This window comes from Candidatus Babeliales bacterium (assembly GCA_040879965.1).
Taxonomy (GTDB): Bacteria; Babelota; Babeliae; order Babelales; family JACPOV01; genus JBBDJI01.
The window spans coordinates 53,640-75,044 of sequence record JBBDJI010000011.1 but is presented as its reverse complement, the minus strand read 5'-3'; the positions used below and the strand labels follow the sequence as shown (position 1 = coordinate 75,044).

Annotated in this window: 16 protein-coding genes; 8 read left to right on the top strand and 8 right to left on the bottom strand. The window is 31.5% G+C overall.

Annotation, left to right across the window (positions count from 1 at the left end; genetic code table 11):
- Nucleotides 1-93 precede the first annotated feature (93 nt).
- The 3 genes from cysS (at nt 94) to WDZ41_02300 (ending at nt 3,714) form a co-directional block, all read left to right on the top strand.
- The gene (gene cysS / locus WDZ41_02310) at nt 94-1,434 is read left to right on the top strand and encodes a cysteine--tRNA ligase (GenBank protein ID MEX0940166.1); all 1,341 of its coding nucleotides are present in this window, start codon (nt 94-96) and stop codon (nt 1,432-1,434) included.
- A gap of 126 nt (nt 1,435-1,560) precedes the next feature.
- On the top strand, nt 1,561-2,667 hold the full coding sequence (locus WDZ41_02305) for an ankyrin repeat domain-containing protein (protein ID MEX0940165.1): 1,107 nt from the start codon (nt 1,561-1,563) through the stop codon (nt 2,665-2,667).
- 87 nt (nt 2,668-2,754) lie between these two features.
- Nucleotides 2,755-3,714 carry an ankyrin repeat domain-containing protein gene (locus WDZ41_02300; GenBank protein ID MEX0940164.1) on the top strand — a complete coding sequence of 320 codons (960 nt, stop codon included), beginning with the start codon at nt 2,755-2,757 and terminating at the stop codon, nt 3,712-3,714.
- 12 nt (nt 3,715-3,726) lie between these two features.
- Here the strand turns inward: WDZ41_02300 and WDZ41_02295 are convergent, their stop codons facing one another.
- Together WDZ41_02295 and lysS are read right to left on the bottom strand one after the other, a co-directional pair.
- The gene (locus WDZ41_02295; GenBank protein ID MEX0940163.1) at nt 3,727-4,353 is read right to left on the bottom strand and encodes a class I SAM-dependent methyltransferase; all 627 of its coding nucleotides are present in this window, start codon (nt 4,351-4,353) and stop codon (nt 3,727-3,729) included.
- Nucleotides 4,350-6,599, bottom strand: a complete 2,250-nt coding sequence (gene lysS, locus WDZ41_02290; protein MEX0940162.1) for a lysine--tRNA ligase — start codon at nt 6,597-6,599, stop codon at nt 4,350-4,352. Before lysS ends, WDZ41_02295 begins: the two co-directional genes overlap by 4 nt.
- Before the next feature lie 210 nt (nt 6,600-6,809).
- Here lysS and WDZ41_02285 point away from each other — a divergent pair, with 210 nt between their 5' ends.
- From WDZ41_02285 to WDZ41_02275, 3 genes are all read left to right on the top strand, one after another.
- Nucleotides 6,810-7,088: a hypothetical protein gene (locus WDZ41_02285; protein MEX0940161.1), complete on the top strand. Its 279-nt coding sequence runs from the start codon at nt 6,810-6,812 to the stop codon at nt 7,086-7,088.
- On the top strand, nt 7,072-8,706 hold the full coding sequence (locus tag WDZ41_02280; GenBank protein ID MEX0940160.1) for a penicillin-binding protein 2: 1,635 nt from the start codon (nt 7,072-7,074) through the stop codon (nt 8,704-8,706). Before WDZ41_02285 ends, WDZ41_02280 begins: the two co-directional genes overlap by 17 nt.
- A gap of 338 nt (nt 8,707-9,044) precedes the next feature.
- On the top strand, nt 9,045-9,971 hold the full coding sequence (locus WDZ41_02275) for a hypothetical protein (GenBank protein MEX0940159.1): 927 nt from the start codon (nt 9,045-9,047) through the stop codon (nt 9,969-9,971).
- Nucleotides 9,972-10,001: 30 nt separating this feature from the next.
- Here the strand turns inward: WDZ41_02275 and WDZ41_02270 are convergent, their stop codons facing one another.
- The gene (locus tag WDZ41_02270) at nt 10,002-12,023 is read right to left on the bottom strand and encodes a hypothetical protein (protein MEX0940158.1); all 2,022 of its coding nucleotides are present in this window, start codon (nt 12,021-12,023) and stop codon (nt 10,002-10,004) included.
- A gap of 141 nt (nt 12,024-12,164) precedes the next feature.
- On the opposite strand from WDZ41_02270, the gene WDZ41_02265 reads away from it, so the two are divergent.
- Nucleotides 12,165-13,661: a hypothetical protein gene (locus tag WDZ41_02265; protein ID MEX0940157.1), complete on the top strand. Its 1,497-nt coding sequence runs from the start codon at nt 12,165-12,167 to the stop codon at nt 13,659-13,661.
- A 20-nt stretch (nt 13,662-13,681) separates the two neighbouring features.
- Here the strand turns inward: WDZ41_02265 and WDZ41_02260 are convergent, their stop codons facing one another.
- The 5 genes from WDZ41_02260 to WDZ41_02240 form a co-directional block, all read right to left on the bottom strand.
- Nucleotides 13,682-14,653 carry an ankyrin repeat domain-containing protein gene (locus WDZ41_02260; protein MEX0940156.1) on the bottom strand — a complete coding sequence of 324 codons (972 nt, stop codon included), beginning with the start codon at nt 14,651-14,653 and terminating at the stop codon, nt 13,682-13,684.
- A 122-nt stretch (nt 14,654-14,775) separates the two neighbouring features.
- Nucleotides 14,776-16,854: an ankyrin repeat domain-containing protein gene (locus tag WDZ41_02255; protein MEX0940155.1), complete on the bottom strand. Its 2,079-nt coding sequence runs from the start codon at nt 16,852-16,854 to the stop codon at nt 14,776-14,778.
- Between the two features lie 206 nt (nt 16,855-17,060).
- Nucleotides 17,061-18,290, bottom strand: coding sequence for an ankyrin repeat domain-containing protein (locus tag WDZ41_02250; protein MEX0940154.1), 1,230 nt, complete (start codon nt 18,288-18,290; stop codon nt 17,061-17,063).
- Nucleotides 18,291-18,456: 166 nt separating this feature from the next.
- Nucleotides 18,457-20,106: a chaperonin GroEL gene (gene groL / locus WDZ41_02245; protein MEX0940153.1), complete on the bottom strand. Its 1,650-nt coding sequence runs from the start codon at nt 20,104-20,106 to the stop codon at nt 18,457-18,459.
- A 30-nt stretch (nt 20,107-20,136) separates the two neighbouring features.
- Nucleotides 20,137-20,424, bottom strand: a complete 288-nt coding sequence (locus WDZ41_02240) for a co-chaperone GroES (protein MEX0940152.1) — start codon at nt 20,422-20,424, stop codon at nt 20,137-20,139.
- Nucleotides 20,425-20,755: 331 nt separating this feature from the next.
- Here WDZ41_02240 and WDZ41_02235 point away from each other — a divergent pair, with 331 nt between their 5' ends.
- On the top strand, nt 20,756-21,256 hold the full coding sequence (locus WDZ41_02235) for a hypothetical protein (protein ID MEX0940151.1): 501 nt from the start codon (nt 20,756-20,758) through the stop codon (nt 21,254-21,256).
- Nucleotides 21,257-21,405: the final 149 nt, after the last annotated feature.

Sequence of the window (21,405 nt, the reverse complement as noted above, 5' to 3'; positions counted from 1 at the left end):
AAATTGGCCAGGAAAATACGATATTTATTTTGATTAATCATCTTGAATTCTAAATATTAAATTTTTAATGCAAAAATTGGAACATCTATTATCATGTTGAAAATTACAAATACGCTTACCGGGAAAAAAGAAGTTTTTGTACCACTTGAGCCAAATCAGGTCAAAATGTATGTTTGTGGCATTACTCCTTATGATTATGCTCATATCGGCCATGGCCGCGTATATGTAACTTTTGATGTGTTATTGAGGCTACTCAAGTTTTTAGATTATAACGTCACATATTGCCGAAATTTTACTGATATCGATGATAAATTACTTGTACGTGCTGAAAATAAATTTGGCGATCAACTACGATACGTAGAAATTGCAACGCAATTTATTGACGCTTTTCATCAAGATGTTGATGTATTGAATTGCCTACCACCAACTTATGAACCACGAGTAACTGAAAATATTGATGTTATTATCGATTTTGTTGATAATTTAGCTAAAAAAAAAATTGCATATGTAGTTGATGGCGATGTTTATTTTAGCGTGGAAAAATTTTCCGGCTATCCAAAACTTTCAAAACATAAATTATCCGAACTGCGTGCCGGCGCACGCGTGCAAGTGCAAGAAAAAAAACGAGATCCGCTCGATTTTGCTTTATGGAAATCAGAGCCAGAAGGAACTTTTTGGAAAAGCCCATGGGGATATGGTAGGCCTGGTTGGCATATTGAATGTTCCGCACTTGCCAAAAAATACTTAGGTGAACAAATTGATATTCATGGTGGTGGCATGGATCTTATTTTTCCCCATCATGATAATGAAATTGCGCAAACAGAAGGCTTGACTGAAAAGCCATTTGCTCGCTATTGGATGCACAATGCTTTTGTACGCGTTAATAAAGAAAAAATGTCAAAATCATTAGGTAACTTTTTTACACTACAAGACGTCTTTAAACAGTTTGACCCGATGGTTGTCCGATTTTATTATTTAAATCATTATTATCGAGCGCCACTTGATTTTTCATTCCAAGATCTTGAAGTTGCGCAAAAAACCTATCAAAAATTAGTACGTTTTTTTGAAAAACATTCATGCCATGAACCATTGTCGTATGATGTAATAAGAAATCAACCGATTATAAAAAACATGCTTGATTTTTTAACTGATGATTTGAATACGCCCGGTATGTTTGGCGTATTGTTTTCTAATCTTGATGCACTTGAAGCAGATGAAATAGCTTTTTGTGCGGTTAAACAATTTCTGCAACAGATCCTTGGTCTTACACTAGAACCATTGTTTGAAAAAGCAGTTGAAATAACACCCAAAATTCAAAAACTCATTGATGCACGCGAGCAAGCGCGTGAACAAAAAGATTGGGCTCGCGCCGATCAGATCCGAGATCAATTGCATGCAATGGGTATTGAATTAAAAGATGAAAAAATAAAGTAATCCCCAAGCCACTCATTTCTAATCGAAAACATAAAACTCTGCACATATCAAGCTTTATTGATTTTCTTTAAAATTATTTTATAATTGAGTAAAGATCGCAATAATCTCATTATAAATGGCAAAATCATGAAAAAAATATTTTATCTTCTTTTAATAACACTCTCTACTTCTATTGCTAATGCAATGGAGCAGTCTAATTATTCATTAATGAATTTACCTCGCGAGATGCATCAAGAAATAATAAAACATCTCTTGCGACCATTTGATTTAAAATCATTGCAAAACTTAAGCTGTGTTAATAAAAAACTAAAAAAAGAAACAGAAACAAAACTTATTTTTTCCCAAATAAAAAAAATACTTGAAAAAAAATTTGATTTTAAAAACAATCAATTAGCATTTATAGATGATTATTCAAAATCTACTTCTGAAATTTGCAAGCAAATTCTAAATGTTACAAACAACGTTGGTGCTACTCCTTTACATTTTGCTTCAGGGCTTGGCTATATTAAATTGGTTAAACTATTTCTTGATAATGGCGCTCAAAAAGATAGTAAAAACGACCGCGGCTGTACTCCTTTATATATTGCTTCAGAGTATGGCCATATTAAAGTGGTTGAACTATTGCTTGATGACGCTCAAATAGATAGTAAAGCCATCAATGGCACTACTCCTTTACATATTACTTCAGAGCGTGGCCATATTGAAGTGGTTAAACTATTACTTAAAAATGGTGCTCAAAAAGAGAGTAAAGACAGCCGCGGCGCTACTCCTTTACACAGTGCTTTAAAGTTCCCCCATGTTAAAGTGGTTAAACTATTGCTTGATATGGGTGCTCAAAAAGAGAGTAAAAACGAATTCGGCCATACTCCTTTATATATTGCTTCAGAGAAGAACTATGTTGAAGTGGTTAAACTATTGCTTGATAATGATGCTCAAATAGATAGTAAAATCGGATGGGGCGGCCGTACTCCTTTACATATTGCTTCAGAGCATGGCCATATTAAAGTGATTGAACTATTGCTTGATAAGGGTGCTGACATAAATACTCAGGATAAAGATGGCTGGACTCCTTTACATTGTGCTTCACATTCAGGCGCTATAGAAATTGTTAAATTATTATATAAAAAAGGTGCGACAGTAAATATTAAAAACAATAAAGGAAAAACCGCCTTAGATCTTGCAGAATCTAAAGGCCATATAGAAATTGCTCAATGGCTTTATGATAAAAAATAAAAATTTATAACTAAAAGCTACTTTTTTTGCATTAAGCTTGCCTCATTGGTATTCTTTCTTATTGATATTGGCATAAGTGAGGCAAAAATGAATAAACAAATGATCTTTTTTTTCTTTTTACTTTTTTCTCCAAAAATTACGCCAATGGAATATTTTCCCTTAATTAATTTACCCAATGATATATTAAACATAATTATCTTATATTCAGTAGATTTTCAAAAACTTAAAACTGCACAAACTGTAAATAAACTGAAAGAATCAGTTGCACCATTACAAAATTTTAGAGCCGTTAATAAGAGAATGAAAAAGCTTGTTGATTTGAAAACACCTACTGATTCATTGATAAATATAAAATTAGAAAATTTAAAAGCATATATACCAAAACACCTGTCTAATGATAAATCGATAAAAGAAAATTATTTGTTAAATAAAAGAAAGATTGTTTTTACAAACATAAAAAAAATACTTATTGAAAAATGCAAAATAAACCCTAACGATTTAACATTTATGGATCAATGTAATGATAATCAAAAATCTATTGATATTGGTAATAAAATATTTCTGAGTTTCTCTTCCGCAATATCTAAAAAAGAAATTTTTGAGCTCCTTTTAAAAAATAATTATATTAATCCAGATATCAAGGATAATGATGGCTGGGTACCCCTACATTATGCTACAAAATTTGGCTATCCAAATATTGTAGAACTTCTCTGTGAGTATGGTGCTGACATAAATACTCAGAATCAAGAAAAATCAACACCTCTACATTGGGCTTCATATTGTAACGCAATAAAAACAGTTATACTCCTATGCAATAAAGGTGCTAAGGTAAATATTCAAGATAATGATGGCTGGACTCCTTTACATTATGCTTCACATTCAGGCGCTATAGAAAATGTTAAATTATTATATGATAAAGGTGCAATAATAAATATTAAAAATAATAAAGGAAGAACCGCTTTAGATATTGCAGAATCTGCAGACCATATAGAAACTGCTCAATTGCTTCGTAATTGTGCTGCTATTCAAAATTATGATAAAAAATAAAAATTTTAACGATTATTTTCCTAATTTTTTACAAACTACCAAATACCACTGCCCGAATGGCAACCACCAAAGATATGGCTCTAGAAATTCAAAAAATGATAAATATTTGGAGAAAAAATTAAAATAATAGGTGCTTGTTTTGCCTATGTTTTTTAGTAATGATTTTAAATATCGCGGCGACAGCAAAGTATTTCCTTGTTCTTGCAGATCGTTATAAAAAGATTGTCGCGTGCTAAAGTTATAGAGATTTAGTTCTAAACAAATTAAATAACCATCTTTTTTTAGTACGCGCATTAATTCGTTAATTATTTTTTTATGTTTATTTTTTTGGATATGATGCAATGTTAATGAAACAACAATTAAATCAAAAGATGCATCAGAAAATGGTAATTGCTCATTATTTTTAATCTCTTGAAATGTAATCTCTGGATAATTAACGCATACTTCTTGAATCTTTTTTTTATCAGTATCTATGCCAATAACCGTACTTTCAAAAAAAACTTCTTGTAAATAATACGTTAATAACCCATTGCCGCAACCGAAATCCAAAATTTTTACTCCGGATCTATTCAATTGCGGTACTAATTCTTTTATGCGCTGCGCCGCAGATTGGGCAAATTCAATTGAGGCTTCGTTCATTTTCTTTTTAGCGTCGGGAATAAGATTACATCTTTAATTGACGTTGTATTAGTTGCTAACATAACTAAACGATCAATGCCAATTCCAACGCCAACCGTCGGTGGTAAACCATATTCAAGTGCTTGAATATAATCGGCATCATATTGATGTGCTTCTTCATCGCCCGCCCGATGTGCTTCCAATTGTTGTTTAAAGCGTTCTGCTTGATCAAACGGATCGTTCAACTCATTAAAACCATTGCTTAATTCCATGCCACCAATGAATAGCTCAAAACGAGCAGCAATATTAGGATTATCCGGATCCCGCTTTGCAAGCGGTGAAACTTCTATTGGAAAATCAATGACATAAGTCGGCTGAATTAATTGTGCTTCAACAATTTCTTCGAATAATGCATAAATTTTTTCAGCAATTGAAGCATTTTTATTTGCTAATTTTACGCTATGCTTTTTTAATGTTTCATCAATGTTTGATTCCAAAATATCTTTTTGCGATAAACCACCAATTTCAATAACTGAATCACGAATACTAATACGCTTAAATGGTTTTTCAAAATCAATTATATGCTCACCAAATGGCACTTGTAAAATACCACAACTTTCTTTAATTACCGTCCTCAAAAGATTTTCAACAAATCCCATAATAAAATGATAATCTTGATGTGCCATATAAAATTCGGTCATAGTAAATTCAGGGTTGTGGCGCGCAGAAATACCTTCATTTCTAAAGTTACGATTAATTTCATACACCCGTTCAAATCCACCAACAACCAACCGTTTTAAATAAAGTTCTGGCGCAATACGTAAATAAAAATCAGTATCGAATGCATTATGATGAGTAATAAAAGGACGTGCTGCTGCGCCCCCCGCAATCGGATGAAGCATTGGTGTTTCAACTTCTAGAAAACCATGATTATCAAAAAAGTTCCGCATTGATCTAATTAATAATGAACGCCGAATAAATTTTTGCTTGCTTTCTGGATTACTGATCAAATCAAGATAACGCTGTCGATATCGCGTTTCAGTATCAGTTAAACCATGAAATTTTTCTGGTAATGGATGTAAGCATTTACTGAGCAATTCAAAATCAGTTACTTCAAGTGTGATTTCACCCATTTTGGTACGAAATGCCGATCCAGTAACCCAAATAATATCGCCAAGATCTACAAATTTTTTTAATTGCTGAAATTTATCTTTTCCTAAAATATCTTGTTTAATATAAATCTGTAAGCGGCATGCAACATCTTGCACATCAGCAAATGCCGTTTTACCATGCAATCGCAAACTCATCAATCGGCCAGCAATAGCATATTCATTTCGCTGCTCATTGGTACCAAACTCATTTAAAACTTCTTTGCAGGTATCTGGAACTGGTTTTGCTTGCGGCCACGGCTCAATACCCGCTTGGCGCATTTCATCAACTTTTTCTATACGTAATTGCGTTTCTTCTGAGCGATCTTTCCGCTCAAATGCACGATTATATATCGCCCAATCTTTATCTGAAAGCGCTTCAATGGGTTCTAGTTCTAAATATTCACCTGCTTGCCTTATACGAATTTCTGATTTTTCTTCATCCAATATCACCTTGGTTACGGCGCCATCACAATATTGATGTATTAAGTAGGCTAATTCATTTATTGCATCTTCAAATAATTCTGTTTCAACTGGTGGCAAAGCTTCAATTACAAAAATTGCATTTTTGGTTTCTGGTGTAATTTTACTACGTTCAGCCTCTTTCCAATTCCAACGTCTACAAATCGCACCATTTTCATCTTTATAAATTACTTCGCCAGGCTTTGGGCTACGCGCTTCTTTTTGGCCAAGTAACGTTACTGCTGGCTCGTTTTCCCCTGAAATTGTTAATTGTATATCACCCTTTAAAGCATCTAAATTTTCTCCGCCAGCAGGCAACATATATTTTAAAGAGATAATATTATATAAATCTACCAAAGTATTTATCGGGCTAATAATGGAACCTTTTACAATCCGAGAACCTAAATTTTCAATGGAAGACAAATGCTTTTTAGAATTAGCACCAAACTTTTGATAGACCTCATGCCATGTTTTGATAAACGGATGTTGATCCAATAATGATTTATTAATTACCTCATTAAATTGACTTTGTATTTCTTGTAATTTTTCAAAAACTTCTTTGTTTTCAGTGCTATTTTTTATATTTTTTGCGACAATAACACCAATACGCACTCCAGAAAAATTTTCAAAAATTCTCGGATCAATTTTGAACCACATGCTATATACCTTTAAAAATTGCAAAAAATTCTATTTAATCAAGGTTCAGTATAGAGTAAATGAGCTTTTTTGACTACTATTTTACTATTTGATAAAAGCCTGATTTATAAAATATTTATAACTTCATGTAATACACTTAATCCAGCAAATTGATTAATTTCTTTAAAATAACCTGGCAATCAATTATTCTAAAAAAAGAAAAGGAGAACCATGCAGAAAAAAACATTTATAATTCTTTTTATTGGCATGCATGTAATTTTTATTCTTCTACAGGTTCACAAGCAAAGTTATGCTATTCAACTTTCGTATCTCAAGCAAAAAAATGACAAAATTAAACAAGAATTGATTGATAAAAGGAAAATCTTGACGCAGGAATATTATGCGATGCAGAATAAATCATCAATTAAAAAGTTTGCCCAACAGGAATTAGGCATGAAAAAAATTTCATTAAAACAAGTAAAGCAATTAACGCATGAATCAAGCATATAAATTAAGAGCCGGATTTATTTTTTTATTTTTCTGTTCTTTATATTTGATTATTCTATGTAATTTGTATGCAATTCAAATCAGACAACGTTCTTTTTATATTAATCTTGCCAAACAACAATATAATGTTTCAATCACTAGCGCTCCAGAACGCGCATTGATTTATGATAGAAATGGGCAACCACTGGCTCTTAATAAAATGAGCCTTTCTGCTTTTATTTTGCCAAAAAAAATTGAACATATTGAACAGCTCGAACCCTTTTTAAAAAAACATTTTCCCAAAGCATTACAACGCCTTTACAAAAATAAAGACGCACATTTTTTATATATTAAACGCAAATTAACACCTGAACAACTCGCATTAATTGAACAACAAAATATAACTGATATAAAAATTTTAAAAGAACCAAATCGTTTTTATCCGGTTGAATCAAGTGGGCCAATTGTGGGTATAACTGATGTCGATAACAAAGGCTTATTTGGTATTGAATTACTCTGCAACAACCAACTCGGTGGTCAACCAAGTATTCATACATTAGAAAAAGATGCCCGCTCTGGTCATTTTTATTTTACCAAAACTACCACTACTAACGGTATACAAGGAAATTCAGTTTCACTTACTATTGATGCAAATTTACAATTTTTAGCATTCGAACATCTAAAAGAAACTGTAGAAAAATATCAAGCGCAAGAAGGCGCGGTGCTTATTATGAATCCCCAAACGGGAGAAATTCTTAGTATGGTACAGTGGCCTACTTTTGATGCTAATAATACCGAATCGCTTGATATTGCTTATACCAAAAATAAATTAGTCTCCGATACTCATGAGTTGGGTTCAGTTATGAAAGTATTTGTTGCTCTCGCAGCACTTGAAGAAGGTGTAGTAACAATTAACGAACTCATTAATTGCCAAAATGCGAAAAGTACTTTTTTAAATGGCATCAAAGTGAATACTTGGCGCGCACATAGCGTGATTCCATTTTCTGAGGTTATTCAAGCTTCTAATAATATTGGTATAGCTAAAGTTGCTCAACGATTAGATAAAAAATTATACGATCATTACACAAAACTTGGCTTTGGTTCTAAAACAAAACTTGTATGGCCCGGTGAACAAAAAGGATTTGTAAATCCACCGCGCAATTGGTCTAAACAATCCATTATTTCACTTTCATTTGGCTATGAGATTACTGCGAGTTTATTGCAACTTGCTCAAGCATTTTGCGTAATTGCCAACGATGGCTATCCAGTAAAACCACATATTTTTTTGAATGAACCGTCAAACCGTAATCAAGAAAATCCACTTTATCAAGAAAAGACAATTGAATTAATTCGCGATATCTTAGAAAAAACAGTACTACAAGGAACTGCACGCCGTGCGGCATTAAAAGGGTATAAGGTTATGGGCAAAACTGGCACTGCAAATTTAATAATTAATGGTCAATATAACCATGATCATAATACGTATACTTTTGCAGGCATTATTGAAAAAGGTGATTATAAACGCGTAATTGTTACTTTTATTAAAGATGCTGCACAAAAAAATTTGTATGCTTCAATGGTTGCCGCACCCCTTTTTGAACAAATTGCAGAAATGACACTCATACATGATAAGATTCTTTAATTGGAAAATAATGCGTATAATTTGGTAACATTTTCAAAAAAATGAAAAATGCCTAAAAAAAATAAATCATTTTCAGCCTATCTCCCGTCCCGAAAGCCTTTGATCATAGGAGGTGCGTGTAGCACTGCGTCGAGCGAGATATCTTGTAACAGTAGTTTATTTTAGAAAAAATGAACTTTAGAAGAATAACCTTTGACCAACATAAAGCCAAATTTGCTAAATTAAAAAAACTTACAATGCTGTAAAATTACAATTAAAAGTAATCTATGTATAGAAATGTTATAATTTTGTTATCTCTCATGCTATGATCTATTAAATATTAAAACAAAAAGAATTTAATGATATTTTGGAAAAAAATTAAAGAACAATTCATTCCAGCCGATGTACCAGCTGCCAAAAAGTATGATTTTGCCAAAAACTATCAGGCTATTACACGTGGCACTAATCATTTAATGCTTTTTTCATGTGATCAAAAAATTGAACATATGAATGATGATTTTTATGGACCAGATATTCCTGTAGAAGATAATAATCCAGAACACTTATTTGAAATTGCAAGTAAAGGTGATATTGGTGCAATGGCAATACAATTAGGCCTGCTTGCTCGTTATGGTAATCAATACAAGAATATAGATTATATTGTAAAACTTAATTCTAAAACTAATTTAGTAAAAGAAGAAATTAAAGATCCTTTCAGCAAACAACTCTGGACTGTAAAAGATGTAGTAAAGTTTCAAAAACATACCAATCTTAAAATTCGCGGTATTGGCTTTACTCTTTATTTGGGTAGTGAATTTGAAGCCGAAATGCTGCATACTGCTGCAAAAATGGTTTTTGAAGCTCATCAGCATGGTTTAATTACTATTCTATGGATGTATCCGCGTGGCAAATCAATTACCAATCAATTAGATGGCAATCTTATTGCTGGTGCTGCTGGTGTTGCAAATGCACTTGGCAGTGATTTTGCAAAAATAAATCCACCAAAATCAAGTGATAATAAAACATCGGAAAAATGGTTAGCGATTGCAGCACAAACTGCAGGTAACACAAAATTACTATGTTCTGGTGGCGCTACCATTGATGATGAAAAATTTTTACAAAAATTATACAATCAAATTCATGTGGGGAATATCGCTGGCAATGCTACTGGGCGTAATATTCATCAAAAAACACTCGGCCATGCCATAGCCTTTACACAAGCGATAGCAGCAATTGTTTATGAAAATCAAAATATTGAAAAAGCTATCTCATTGTTAAAAAAATAAAATTAACCCTTATCTAACTTCTTATTTGTATTATTCTATAATTTCTTCTTTTTCAGACTTTGGTTGATCAATAGGCTTTTCACTTTCTTTTCTTTTTTCAAGTACTTCAAAAATTTTTTTTAATTTTGCTTGCTGAATTTTATAGGGATATTGCGGCACCTTTTTTTCAATTTTCTGTAAATCAGGTAGTATGCGGGCTGATAATATTCTCATTTTTCCTTCATGGCTTTTACTAGGCCAATAGGCCATAAAATTATTATCCCCTGTTTTTGTAGTGCTAAAAATAATACCATTATATTTCTTGGGATCTTTCGGATCTAATGGATTTATATCGTTTACTAAAATTATAACATTATATAAATCTATAGGTTTATCTTTTACAAAACCAACCATTTTTGATTGATAATCAATTATATCATTGTTACTCGTTAACTGTTTTATATAGAATGTTCTGCCATAATGTTCTTGCACAATTAAGAATGAACGTAATATTTCTGATAAACCACCATTTTCTATTATTAATTGTTCGAAATAATGAGTTGCTGGATTAGCAGCGCTTGATATAATTGCCGGTAATTTATTATTTTTATCTTTTTTGATACGCACCGGTACTAATACTTCACTATGTATTCGCCTAATAGTGGAAATTGGTAATTTCTCTGGATAAACAATAATTAATTCTTTATCAATGATTGGTATTTCTCGCGCTTCTGCTTCACGCGTTTCAACTAACACTCGCGTTAACTCAAATATTTTTTTATCGATATTTATAATTGAAAACCATTCAATTCCTGGATAACGAATAACGGGTAATTGCGTTACTTTCAATTCTCCAGTTTGCTCATAAAGCGGATACACGTAATTAATGGCATTAAACAAATCTGATTCTCTTTTTTTTGCTTGCTGAATATAGAAATATTCTTTTATATCTTTAAAAAATGCTTTGTAATTAGGAAAATAAATACGTCGTGCCTGCGTTGGTAAATAAGACAATCCACTTGCAATAATAATATAATTAAATACTTCGGGTATTATTTCTTTACGCTTAATCCCCTTAGAAAGTAATGATGGATAGAACCAAGAATGTTCATACGGCGCCAGTAAATGTTTTCCACCAACAAAACAAGAAACATACAATAATAACTTAGTTTCAATTTGATTATTAAAAAATGCCAAAACTCTTTTAAAATATGATGTAAATAATCCTGCAATAATTCCTGGTTTTCCCTCTTTGATAGGTGCTCCATGTCCTACAAGATAAAAGAGCCATTCATGAAGATATTGCAATTTATTTTGTTCTGTTTTTTTGCTATTACCATCTTTATCTTGGAGATCATTACCAGTAATAAATAACTGCGGAAGTATTACTTCAAATTCTGTTCCTAACTTTAATTTTAATGGTGTTTCAATTGAATTAAGAAGGGGATTTTCGATTATTACTCCCTTTTTTAAGCCAAGCAAAAGTTCATCATCTGATAACGATGTTAAAAAGTTCTTTTGTGCAATAGCAAAAGAACCCGGTTTTTTTAAGTTTTCAAGATATTCCAATGGAAGTAACAAATAAAAATAATTATTAAATTTTTCTACACGCCATTGGCTAGAAAGAAATTGAATCTGATAACACCGAAAATAACTATTTAATCGTCCTTGCTGTTCTACTGGAATTTGTTCCTCTTTTTTTGCTTTTCTAAGTTTACAATATTCAGCAAATGTTTTTATATCCTCCTCAGTGGCAAACTGTTTAAATTTGCCTTGATATTTTTTAATTAAAATTGATAAGTCATCAGTAACAAAATCATTAAAAATTTGTTTTCTTAATACAAAATTTTTCCATAATGTTGCAGTTGTTAATATCGGTATTTTTTGAAGTATTGCTGAAGTTAACGAATTGCTTACTGGCCCAAATGATTTAAGATTTTGCACAATATTTAAATTATCTAAATCGCGTTCGATACGCTCATTAGCCCAATCTAATAAAATTACTAATTCACGAAAATCAGCAATACAATTTTGTAAAAGCAAAAAAGGAATCAAGAAAAATAATTTTTTCATCAGTCTCCTTGGATATCTAATTTTTCAAAATATATAAAAATTTATCTTAATAACACAATAAAATCGCTTATGTGCTTGTTTTTATTGCCAACCTACCTTACACTTTTACTGCTTTTGCTATTTTCAAAAAAGGATCTTTGCATGAAAAAATTGCTCGTATCATTATTACTCATTTTTATGATTACTTTTTTGCATGCTGATCCGCCAATTGGATTTCCATTATTTAAAACCGCACCAATTGACCGTCGTGTAGAAAAAACGGCACAGTCATTCTTATTTTATCGCCCAATTTTTCAAAATATCGCAGCCCAACTTTCTTCTTATTGGCATGATGCAGTGTACGAAAAAATTGGCTGCTTAATGCATAGCTTTCAAATAATGCCGATGTATCAACAATCATTTAGTAATGCACCAGTCGCACGATATTTTTTAATTAATCAAAAAAATACTTTAGTTTTTAAAGGTGATATGGCTCCGGCACCCAATCTTCGTGATGTGCGTGCCGAATGGCTTCAACTACCAAATGATTTTGTTGGCACTTTTTCACTTAATCCAAAACAAAAACAATTTGGTATTTGGTTTGAACTCAATCAGGATTTAAAAAAATTCTCGATCAGAGATTTATTCGCCTCATTATGGGTTGGCGCGGCATTTGCTTTTCAAATAGTAGAAAATACTTTGCAGCCTTCACAATTACTTATATCTGGCCCTTCACAAAATTCACCTAAAGACATTATTGCTGCATTTAATAGAACAAATATGCGATTCGGGAAAATAGCAAACCGTAAACGAGAAAACAAATCAGTATCTGAATTACAATTTAAATTGGGAGCCACTCTTATGGCTCGTGATGGTTTTCAAATTGGTGGTTATAGTTCAGTTATTTTTCCTACAGCTAAACACCAAGACCCTACTTATATGTTTGATCCTTTTTTAGGACATAATCGCCATTTTGGTTTTGGATCTGGTGTTCACTTCCAATTACCACTCAATCGCGATGTTGACTGTAAATTAGTTGCATTATTTTTTAATGTCGAAAATTTATTTTTTTTGCGTAATTTTCAACGGCGTTCATTAAACTTGCGTTTTAAACCATGGAGTCGCTATCTACTTTTAAATAAACGGGACGGCACAATGAATATACCTGCTATTAATGTGTTATCACCATGCGTAAAAGTACAACCGTTTAATTTTGTCGATTTATCAGCAGGTTTACGAATACAAGTAAAGTGGTGTGAATTCGAAATTGGTTATAGTTTTTGGGCTCATGGTGATGAACTTCTTGAATTACCGCATCCATTTCCTGAAGATTATGGCATTGCTGGTGATGGAGCATTAGTACCTGGCACTAATATTGGCGCCACGGCGAGTGAAAGTACTATAGCCAATCGTGCTCCTAACGATTTAAATAGCAGTAATCAACCAACCTTTGTTCCTATCCGTGAACGAGATCTTGATTTACGTTCTGGTGCTGCAAGAGCAGGCCTTGCGCATCGTATTCACTGCGCACTCGGTATCGTTCATGATCAATGTACATTTGCTTTATTTTGGGGTCTTGGCGGTTTTGTCGAAATTCCGCAAAATAATACCATACTCCAAAACTGGGGCCTTTGGGGAAAAATTGGCGGTACATTTTAGATTATTAAGAATAAGAATATTTAATTCACTTGATTGCAAAATGGATCATCAAAAGCTATTTTTTCTTGCTGAGCTTTTTCAAATAATAAGGTAACAATTTCTTGATCAACCTGTGGATTATTCCATAAATATTGAAACAAAAGTTGTTTGCCATTATTAAAACATTCTTGTAATGAAATATTCGTTTTTTTGAGAAAAAATTTTATAAGATTATTATTCCATTTATAAACTAGCGAATCTAAAATTGTTCGATTTTCATTATCTTTGCTATGTATATTGGCACCACAGTGCAAAAAAAGTTCTATAAAAGAAATTATCTCTTGTGTCGATGTATTTTCTAAATCAACTAAATAACGTAATGGTGTTTTGCCATTTCTATCTTTTTGATCCACTAACACTTTTTTATCAAGTAATGTATGAATCAGATTCGCATTCTTTTCTTGCACCGCAAGATGCAAAGGCGTTTGTGCTAATTTTTGTGTAGGATTATTGAGATTAGTATCTTTATTTTGAACTAATATATCGATAACATCTTGTACTAAGTTCTCATAACCAATTTTTAGATCTTTTTCGATGATTGCATAATGTAAAGCAGTATATCCAAATCGATTATATACGTTTGAATCAATACCTTCGGTCAAAAGCCATTGTGCAAGACTATGATTTATTATCATGGGAGTTTCAATTAAATAATAAAGCAATGTATTGCCATATTCATCAAAAAGGCGTGGCTCTTTCCTTATTATATTGCGAATTAACCTAACCTCTCTTAATTTAAATACTTTTTTCAATAAATCTGTTTTTTTATTATTAGTATGCCAAGAATCTATTTGTTTTTGCAATTGGGTATACTCAATAGATCTAAGCATATTGCGTGTTTCATCTATACTTGATAAATGACTTAAAAGTAGTTGCTCAATTCTTGAATCAATGTCATACATAGAAAAAAGTGGGGAACAAAAGATAAAAAATATTAAAAATATTTTTAACATGAAGTAAGCACCCAGTTTTATTTTTTAGAAATAAATTATGATTATATTGTAAGTTATTTTAAGAAAAAAATTGAGCAAGGCAAAATACCTTGCTCAATGAAAAGAATTTATAAAGCAAATACTTATGCTCTTTGTGTTAAATATCGCCATCCAAGCCAACCAACTGTTGCTAACCCAAGGCCGAAACCCCAAACAACTGGTTTTTTTACAAATTGCTGTACTGATTTGAAATATGAATAATTTGTTTTTTCTTCAAGTTTCTTTTCAAGATCATTTAATTTTGTAAAAACAGTCTTGAATTGCTCATCTTGTTTTTGCAAAAAATCATTTAATTTGGTTTGCTCATTCATAGATTTTATATCTTCAAAGATTTTGTTTAATTTTTCATGATTTGTTTCAATACTATTGATTATCGTCTCTTTTAATTCATTATTCTTTGTATCAAATGAATTTAAAAGACTAACAATACCATTTTGTTTTTTCATCACTTCAGATATCACATTATTAATATCAGAACGATATCTTTCATTTTCTCGATAGAGCTCATTTAGATTTGTTATTTTAACTTTTCTTGTTTCTTTTACAATATCACGTAAAGTATTTTTGATATGTTCTTCTTTACTTTGGATTGCAATATCATTAAGCATACTGCCCTGTTTTTCTAAAGCAACGCTTATAGAATTTAAGATATTATTTATTTCACTATTATCAATCGTTTTATTTTTTTGAAGAGCTATTTGCGTTAACTGCACGCTTAACTTTTCATAGCAATTGCTCATATTTGTAATTTTTTGATACATTTGTTCAAAATGAAAATTATTATTATTATTAAAATGTTCTGATAAATTTTGAGTTGGTTTCTGATAAATTACTAATTCTTTAGAAATTAATAAATCATAAATCCCAGGATCAAAAGAACCTTTATTTTCATATAACTTCTCTGCTAATTTAAAATTAATCCAACAACCTTCTTTTTGAGCCAGCTGTTTAATTTTAATAATAACATTTGGTTTTATAATCTGGTAATTACCAATATATGATGCCAACAAATGCTGACCTTGTTGAAAGCAACTTTTTATTTTTAATCCTTTGCTTTCAAACAATTCTAATATTTCGAGTAAATATTGATGGAATGAATCATTGGATATTAAATAATCTAAAGCAGTTTTCCCTTGGTTATCTTGTACATTTATTAAATCTTGAGCTTGTGCAAAATTATTTTGTAATAGACGAGCAAAAATCAATTTAATAAATGAATAGATTTCGGAATTTTTTGCTTGGCATATATAATGCAAACAGGTTTTTCCATCATTATCTTTTATAAATAAAATATTTTTTTCTTCTATTTGCTTAATATTTTTTTTAAGAAAATCTATCCAAGAGTCAACTTCCTGGTCATATGAAGGAATGTAATGCAAGATAGTTTTACCATCAGAATCTTTAACATGTAAACCGAATAACCTAATCCATTTTTGTATAGTTTCAGTTGTGCCGTCTTGATAACTTAACAATTTTTTAAATATTATATCGAGTGGAGTTTGTCCATCATTATTTTGCAAAGCAAGTGTCTTCAGATCTAAACCATAAGATAAAAAATTATCAATTTGCAAATTAGTCTTTTCGTTTTTATTATATGAAAATTTTCCTTGTTGTTTTATTTTCTTTAACAAAATATGTAATGACGTATTGCCGTCATTATCTTGCACATTTACATTTACTTTTTTTTCCAAAAGTGCTTGTAGTAACTTTTCAGAATTTTTAACCTTGGGGGTATGTTTAGCGATAAGATGCAAAACTGTTCTATTTTTATTATCTAGAGCATTAACGTTTGCTTGTTTTTCAATTAATTCATTGGCGATATAAACATTAAAATTTCCATCCCATATATGATGTAAAGGAGTTTTCCCCTTACTATCACGAAAATCAATATCAACAACTTCTTTTAGTAAGTTTTTTACACGTTTTACAGAACTATTTCTTACCGCTGTATGCAATGGTAATAAGGCTCTGGCATAATAATCACTTCCTGCACTCTCATATCCAAGCTCTTGGTCACTTTCTGATGATATATAAGAATAAGATGAATTATCTTCACTGTCCGAAGAAGAATTAGAACCCATTGCATAAATATTTATAGAACCATTAAGAAAAAAAATACTTGAAATTAGAAAAATATTCCGCAATATTGATTTGATTTTCATAATATAATATCCATTCAAAAATTGACTAACAAATTAACTTATTCCCCTAATTATGGCATTTTTATTCAATATTGTCAAATTGAATAAAATCAAAAAATAAGGAATTTTTTTCTTAAAACTGATAAATTCCTAAGTAAAACTATCACCGAAAAAAACAGCTAAAAAAAGCCTTTAATATATTTTTAGGCAGGGGTAGATCTCTTGCTTTATTTTTTCTTATTTAAAACAAAATCTAAAATATTACAATAAGATCCCGGCAACACAAAGCCAAAGTCTTTCAATTTTTCTTTATGGTTTCCTACTTTGCAAAATCGAGAAAAATAGTTATTTAAATGCGGCTTTTTTAACTCAATATTATCTTGTTGCGTATAATCGGACAATAACTTAATAGAGATTGCATAGTCTCTCTCGCGAGATTTATTTTTATTTTCTTTGCGCACGTAGTTTAATGGCGTCATTCCCTGCTTATCAAGTATATCAATATTAACACCTGGCTTAAGCAATCTGCTCAGTATTTTAAAGTCACCAAATTCTGCTGCATAATGTAATGCTATTTTTCCATTCATAGGATTTGCTATTTCAAGATCAGTATTGGGATTATTAATAAGTACATCCAGCGTTTCATCAAAAAAATCTTGATAAAAGAGATTATTTTTTAAATCAACCGCTTCCAATCGATATTTATAATGATATTTTGCTTGCAAGATGAGCAATAATGGCGAAAGCCCATTATTGTTAGTAACATTTGGCTCCGCGCCAAACGCAAGTAATTGTGCTGCAATAGCCATACAAATAGATATTGGATATTCCGCAAGAGAATGTAATACCGTATTTCCATTTTCATCTTGAAGATTGGTGTTTGCATTTCTTTTTAATATTTTTTTAATAATCTCCACGTCAGAATATATAATGGCATAGTGCAATAATGTTTTTTTATTTTTACTTTGCTGATTAATATTATTAGAAGGATGATTCATAAACACATCAATACTCTCTTGGATATATGGCGAATATTTTTTTTGATTTTTAATAAAAGCCTGTTGCAATGCTGAATAACCTTCATCATTAAGAATATTTGGATTTGCTCCTTTTTCTAACAAATCTAAAGTCAGACTTTCGCTATAAAAAGCAGGATACTTCACAAGATAATGTAAAAAAGTACAACCATATTTACTTTTTTCATTAATAATTTTTAAATCTGATTTAAGAATTTTTTTGGCAAAAATTGGATCCAAAATGCTTAATGCAAATTCAATAAATCCTATTTTTTCTTTTGGAGTTGGGCATCCACTAGCTAATAAATGATTAATTATATTTTTTAAAAGAGGCAAATTTTTTCTATCAAATCGCTGATGTAAAAGTTCCATTCCAAAAACTGAAAATACCGATAATGAAATACTCAAAACGGTAGTTATAAAAAAAGTTTTATTTCTCACAAAAATATCAATCAATTTAAATTATGTATAAAATTATTCAGTACGAAAAACAATAACATTTTTCTCATTATTATCCATTTAAATAAAATATTTAAATTGCTTAAACAAAAAAAGAGGCCCAAATTACTTGGACCTCAAAATTATTAAAAACAAAGAAAAAAACGGATTAGTACATGCCAGGCATGCCACCCATACCGCCCATTCCACCCATGCCACCTGGTGCTGGAGTAGATTCTTTTTTATCTTCAGGGTTTTCTGAAATAATTGCTTCTGTAGTTAATAATAATCCTGAAATGGATGATGCATTTTGTAACGCAGTACGCGTTACTTTTGCCGGATCAATAATACCCATTTCAATCATATCAACTAATTCACCAGTTTTTGCATTAAAGCCAATATTACCTTTTTCAGATTTTACTTTATTTACAATAACTGATGCTTCGTAGCCAGCGTTTGAAGAAATAATACGCAACGGCTCTTCAAGTGAGCGCATAACAATTTGTACGCCCATTTTTTCATCACCTTCTGCCATTACTTCTGTAATTGCTGCTTGTGCACGAAGTAATGCAACACCACCACCAGCAACAATACCTTCTTCAACGGCCGCACGAGTTGCGTTTAATGCATCTTCAATACGGTCTTTCTTTTCTTTCATTTCAGATTCAGTTATGGCACCTACTTTGATAACTGCTACTCCGCCTGCAAGTTTTGCTAAGCGTTCTTGTAGCTTTTCTATATCGTAATCTGAAGTGGTCGCTTCAATTTGTGCACGAATTTGGTCAACACGGCCTTTAATAGTAACTGCTTCACCTTTTCCTTCAATAATCGTGCAATTATCTTTAGTAACTACTACTTTTGCAGCACGACCAAGATCGTTAATACCAAGGCTTTCTAGCTTAATACCAAGATCTTCAGAAACCAATTTGCCACCAGTTAAAATAGCAATATCTTCAAGCATTGCTTTACGACGATCACCAAAACCAGGTGCTTTAACTGCGGCTACATTAATAGTACCGCGTAACTTATTTACCACTAAAGTTGCTAACGCTTCACCTTCTACATCTTCAGCAATAATTAATAATGGACGACCAGCTTTTGCAACTTGCTCTAATACGGGCAGCAAACTTTTCATTGATGAAATTTTCTTTTCAACAATTAAAATAAGTGGATCAGCGAGTGTGGCTTCCATTTTTTCAGTATCGGTTGCAAAATAAGGAGATACATACCCCTTATCAAATTGCATTCCTTCTACTACTTCAAGCTCATCTTCCATACCTTTTGCTTCTTCAACCGTGATTACACCATCGCGGCCAACTCGATCCATTGCTTCAGCAATCAATTGTCCAATGCTTGCATCAGATGCAGAAACCGTTGCTACTTGTTCGATTTCTTTTTTTGAGCTTACTTTTCTTGATTGTTCTTTAATCGCTTTTACGGCTGCTATAACTGCTTTTTCAATCCCACGCTTTAATTCCATTGGATTCGCACCAGCAGTTACATATTTATTTCCTTCACGGAAAATTGCTTGGGCAAGTACTGTTGCAGTTGTAGTACCATCACCAGCTACATCAGCCGTTTTGCTTGCTACTTCACGCACCATTTGTGCGCCCATATTTTCAAGCTTATCAGTTAATTCGATCTCTTTTGCAACCGTTACACCATCTTTAGTGATACCTGGTGAACCAAAAGATTTATCATAGGCAACATTACGACCTTTTGGCCCTAGAGTTACTTTAACCGCATCAGCCAATGTATCAACGCCTTTACGAATTTTTTCACGAGCATCAACACCAAATAATATACGTTTTCCAGCCATTTAAAACTCCTTGTATTGAGTTTAATAATTTTATTGTTCTACCACGCCTAAAATTTCATCTTCACGAATAATCAAGTACTCATCACCAGCTTCAGTACCGGCATATTTACCAAAAAAAATAACATCACCAGCTTTAACCGCCATTGGTACTGTTTTTCCTTCAGAAGTTATACGCCCTTCTCCAACCGCTACAACTTTAGCTGTTTGCGCTTTTTCTTTTGCGGCATCAGGAATAATAATGCCACCAGGTGTGGTATCTTCCATTTCGACACGTTTTACCAAAACACGATCATGTAATGGCTTAATTTTTTCGAACATAACGTCCTCCTGTTTAAAAATACATTCAGAAAATTTAAAGATAAAACCTACTTAAAAATATGCGACTTATACTAATATATTACAAACCTATATGATACTTATAATTCTAGTATACTGCAATTTCAAATCAATACAATATTTACATCAAAAGACTCATATTTTGTCAAGCAAATTTTTAGAAAAATTAATATATTTGTATCACATTCAAGCTTAACTTTTTTGAAAACTAAAGCATAAAAGTGGTTATTTAAAATTAAAACTTAGACAAGGTATAAAAACTATTATATCATAAAGATCAATTTTTAAATATTTTATTCGAAGGATTTCTTTTATGAATAACAAACAATACTTAAGCATAGCTATAATTTTTTCTTTTCTAAACTCAAATATGCAAGCAATGGATCATAACAATACACTTAAAGCAATTGGTGCTCTTTTTGGTGCAGGAGCAGTAAATTATTTGACTGAAAAAGCATCGGAAAATAGTACGGTAAAAAAATGCGCTGAAAATATTGCGATTAATCCAACCGATGTTGGTAAAGTTATAGGTATTTCAGGAAGCTTAGCAGCATTAAGTTTTTTAACAGATAACGATAAGGCTGAAGGCTTAAGAAATCTTGCTTGGCGAACCCCTGTTGCTGGAGGAATTGCAGCAATAGTTTATACTGAAACATTTCAAAATATAGTTCGTAGAATTCCTGGCATAGGAGCTCATGTTACCTGTGAAAACTCTAAATGTACTGGTATTTGCAATGATTGCAAATTAACTAAAACAGCAATTGCTATTGGTTTGTATCGAGTGACAGACTTTATATTTGAGGCATGGAAATAATTATTAAAATTTCGTATAATATTTCAGCTATCATAGCAAAAGAAATATATAAAAAATACCAATAATAAAAAATATTATTTCAGTTGTTAAGTAATAAAAAGGAGTCTTATATAAGATTCCTTTTCTTTTCATTTTTTATCCTTGCAGTT

What these genes read in the sequence shown, in the direction of transcription:
- WDZ41_02300 (MEX0940164.1), top strand. Translation starts at nt 2,755, where the DNA reads ATGAATAAACAAATGATCTTTTTTTTCTTTTTACTTTTTTCTCCAAAA.
- WDZ41_02285 (MEX0940161.1), top strand. Translation starts at nt 6,810, where the DNA reads ATGCAGAAAAAAACATTTATAATTCTTTTTATTGGCATGCATGTAATT.
- WDZ41_02235 (MEX0940151.1), top strand. Translation starts at nt 20,756, where the DNA reads ATGAATAACAAACAATACTTAAGCATAGCTATAATTTTTTCTTTTCTA.
- WDZ41_02280 (MEX0940160.1), top strand. Translation starts at nt 7,072, where the DNA reads ATGAATCAAGCATATAAATTAAGAGCCGGATTTATTTTTTTATTTTTC.
- WDZ41_02255 (MEX0940155.1), bottom strand. Translation starts at nt 16,854, where the DNA reads ATGAAAATCAAATCAATATTGCGGAATATTTTTCTAATTTCAAGTATT.
- WDZ41_02265 (MEX0940157.1), top strand. Translation starts at nt 12,165, where the DNA reads ATGAAAAAATTGCTCGTATCATTATTACTCATTTTTATGATTACTTTT.
- WDZ41_02270 (MEX0940158.1), bottom strand. Translation starts at nt 12,023, where the DNA reads ATGAAAAAATTATTTTTCTTGATTCCTTTTTTGCTTTTACAAAATTGT.
- WDZ41_02275 (MEX0940159.1), top strand. Translation starts at nt 9,045, where the DNA reads ATGATATTTTGGAAAAAAATTAAAGAACAATTCATTCCAGCCGATGTA.
- cysS (MEX0940166.1), top strand. Translation starts at nt 94, where the DNA reads ATGTTGAAAATTACAAATACGCTTACCGGGAAAAAAGAAGTTTTTGTA.
- WDZ41_02240 (MEX0940152.1), bottom strand. Translation starts at nt 20,424, where the DNA reads ATGTTCGAAAAAATTAAGCCATTACATGATCGTGTTTTGGTAAAACGT.
- groL (MEX0940153.1), bottom strand. Translation starts at nt 20,106, where the DNA reads ATGGCTGGAAAACGTATATTATTTGGTGTTGATGCTCGTGAAAAAATT.
- WDZ41_02260 (MEX0940156.1), bottom strand. Translation starts at nt 14,653, where the DNA reads ATGTTAAAAATATTTTTAATATTTTTTATCTTTTGTTCCCCACTTTTT.
- WDZ41_02295 (MEX0940163.1), bottom strand. Translation starts at nt 4,353, where the DNA reads ATGAACGAAGCCTCAATTGAATTTGCCCAATCTGCGGCGCAGCGCATA.
- WDZ41_02305 (MEX0940165.1), top strand. Translation starts at nt 1,561, where the DNA reads ATGAAAAAAATATTTTATCTTCTTTTAATAACACTCTCTACTTCTATT.
- lysS (MEX0940162.1), bottom strand. Translation starts at nt 6,599, where the DNA reads ATGTGGTTCAAAATTGATCCGAGAATTTTTGAAAATTTTTCTGGAGTG.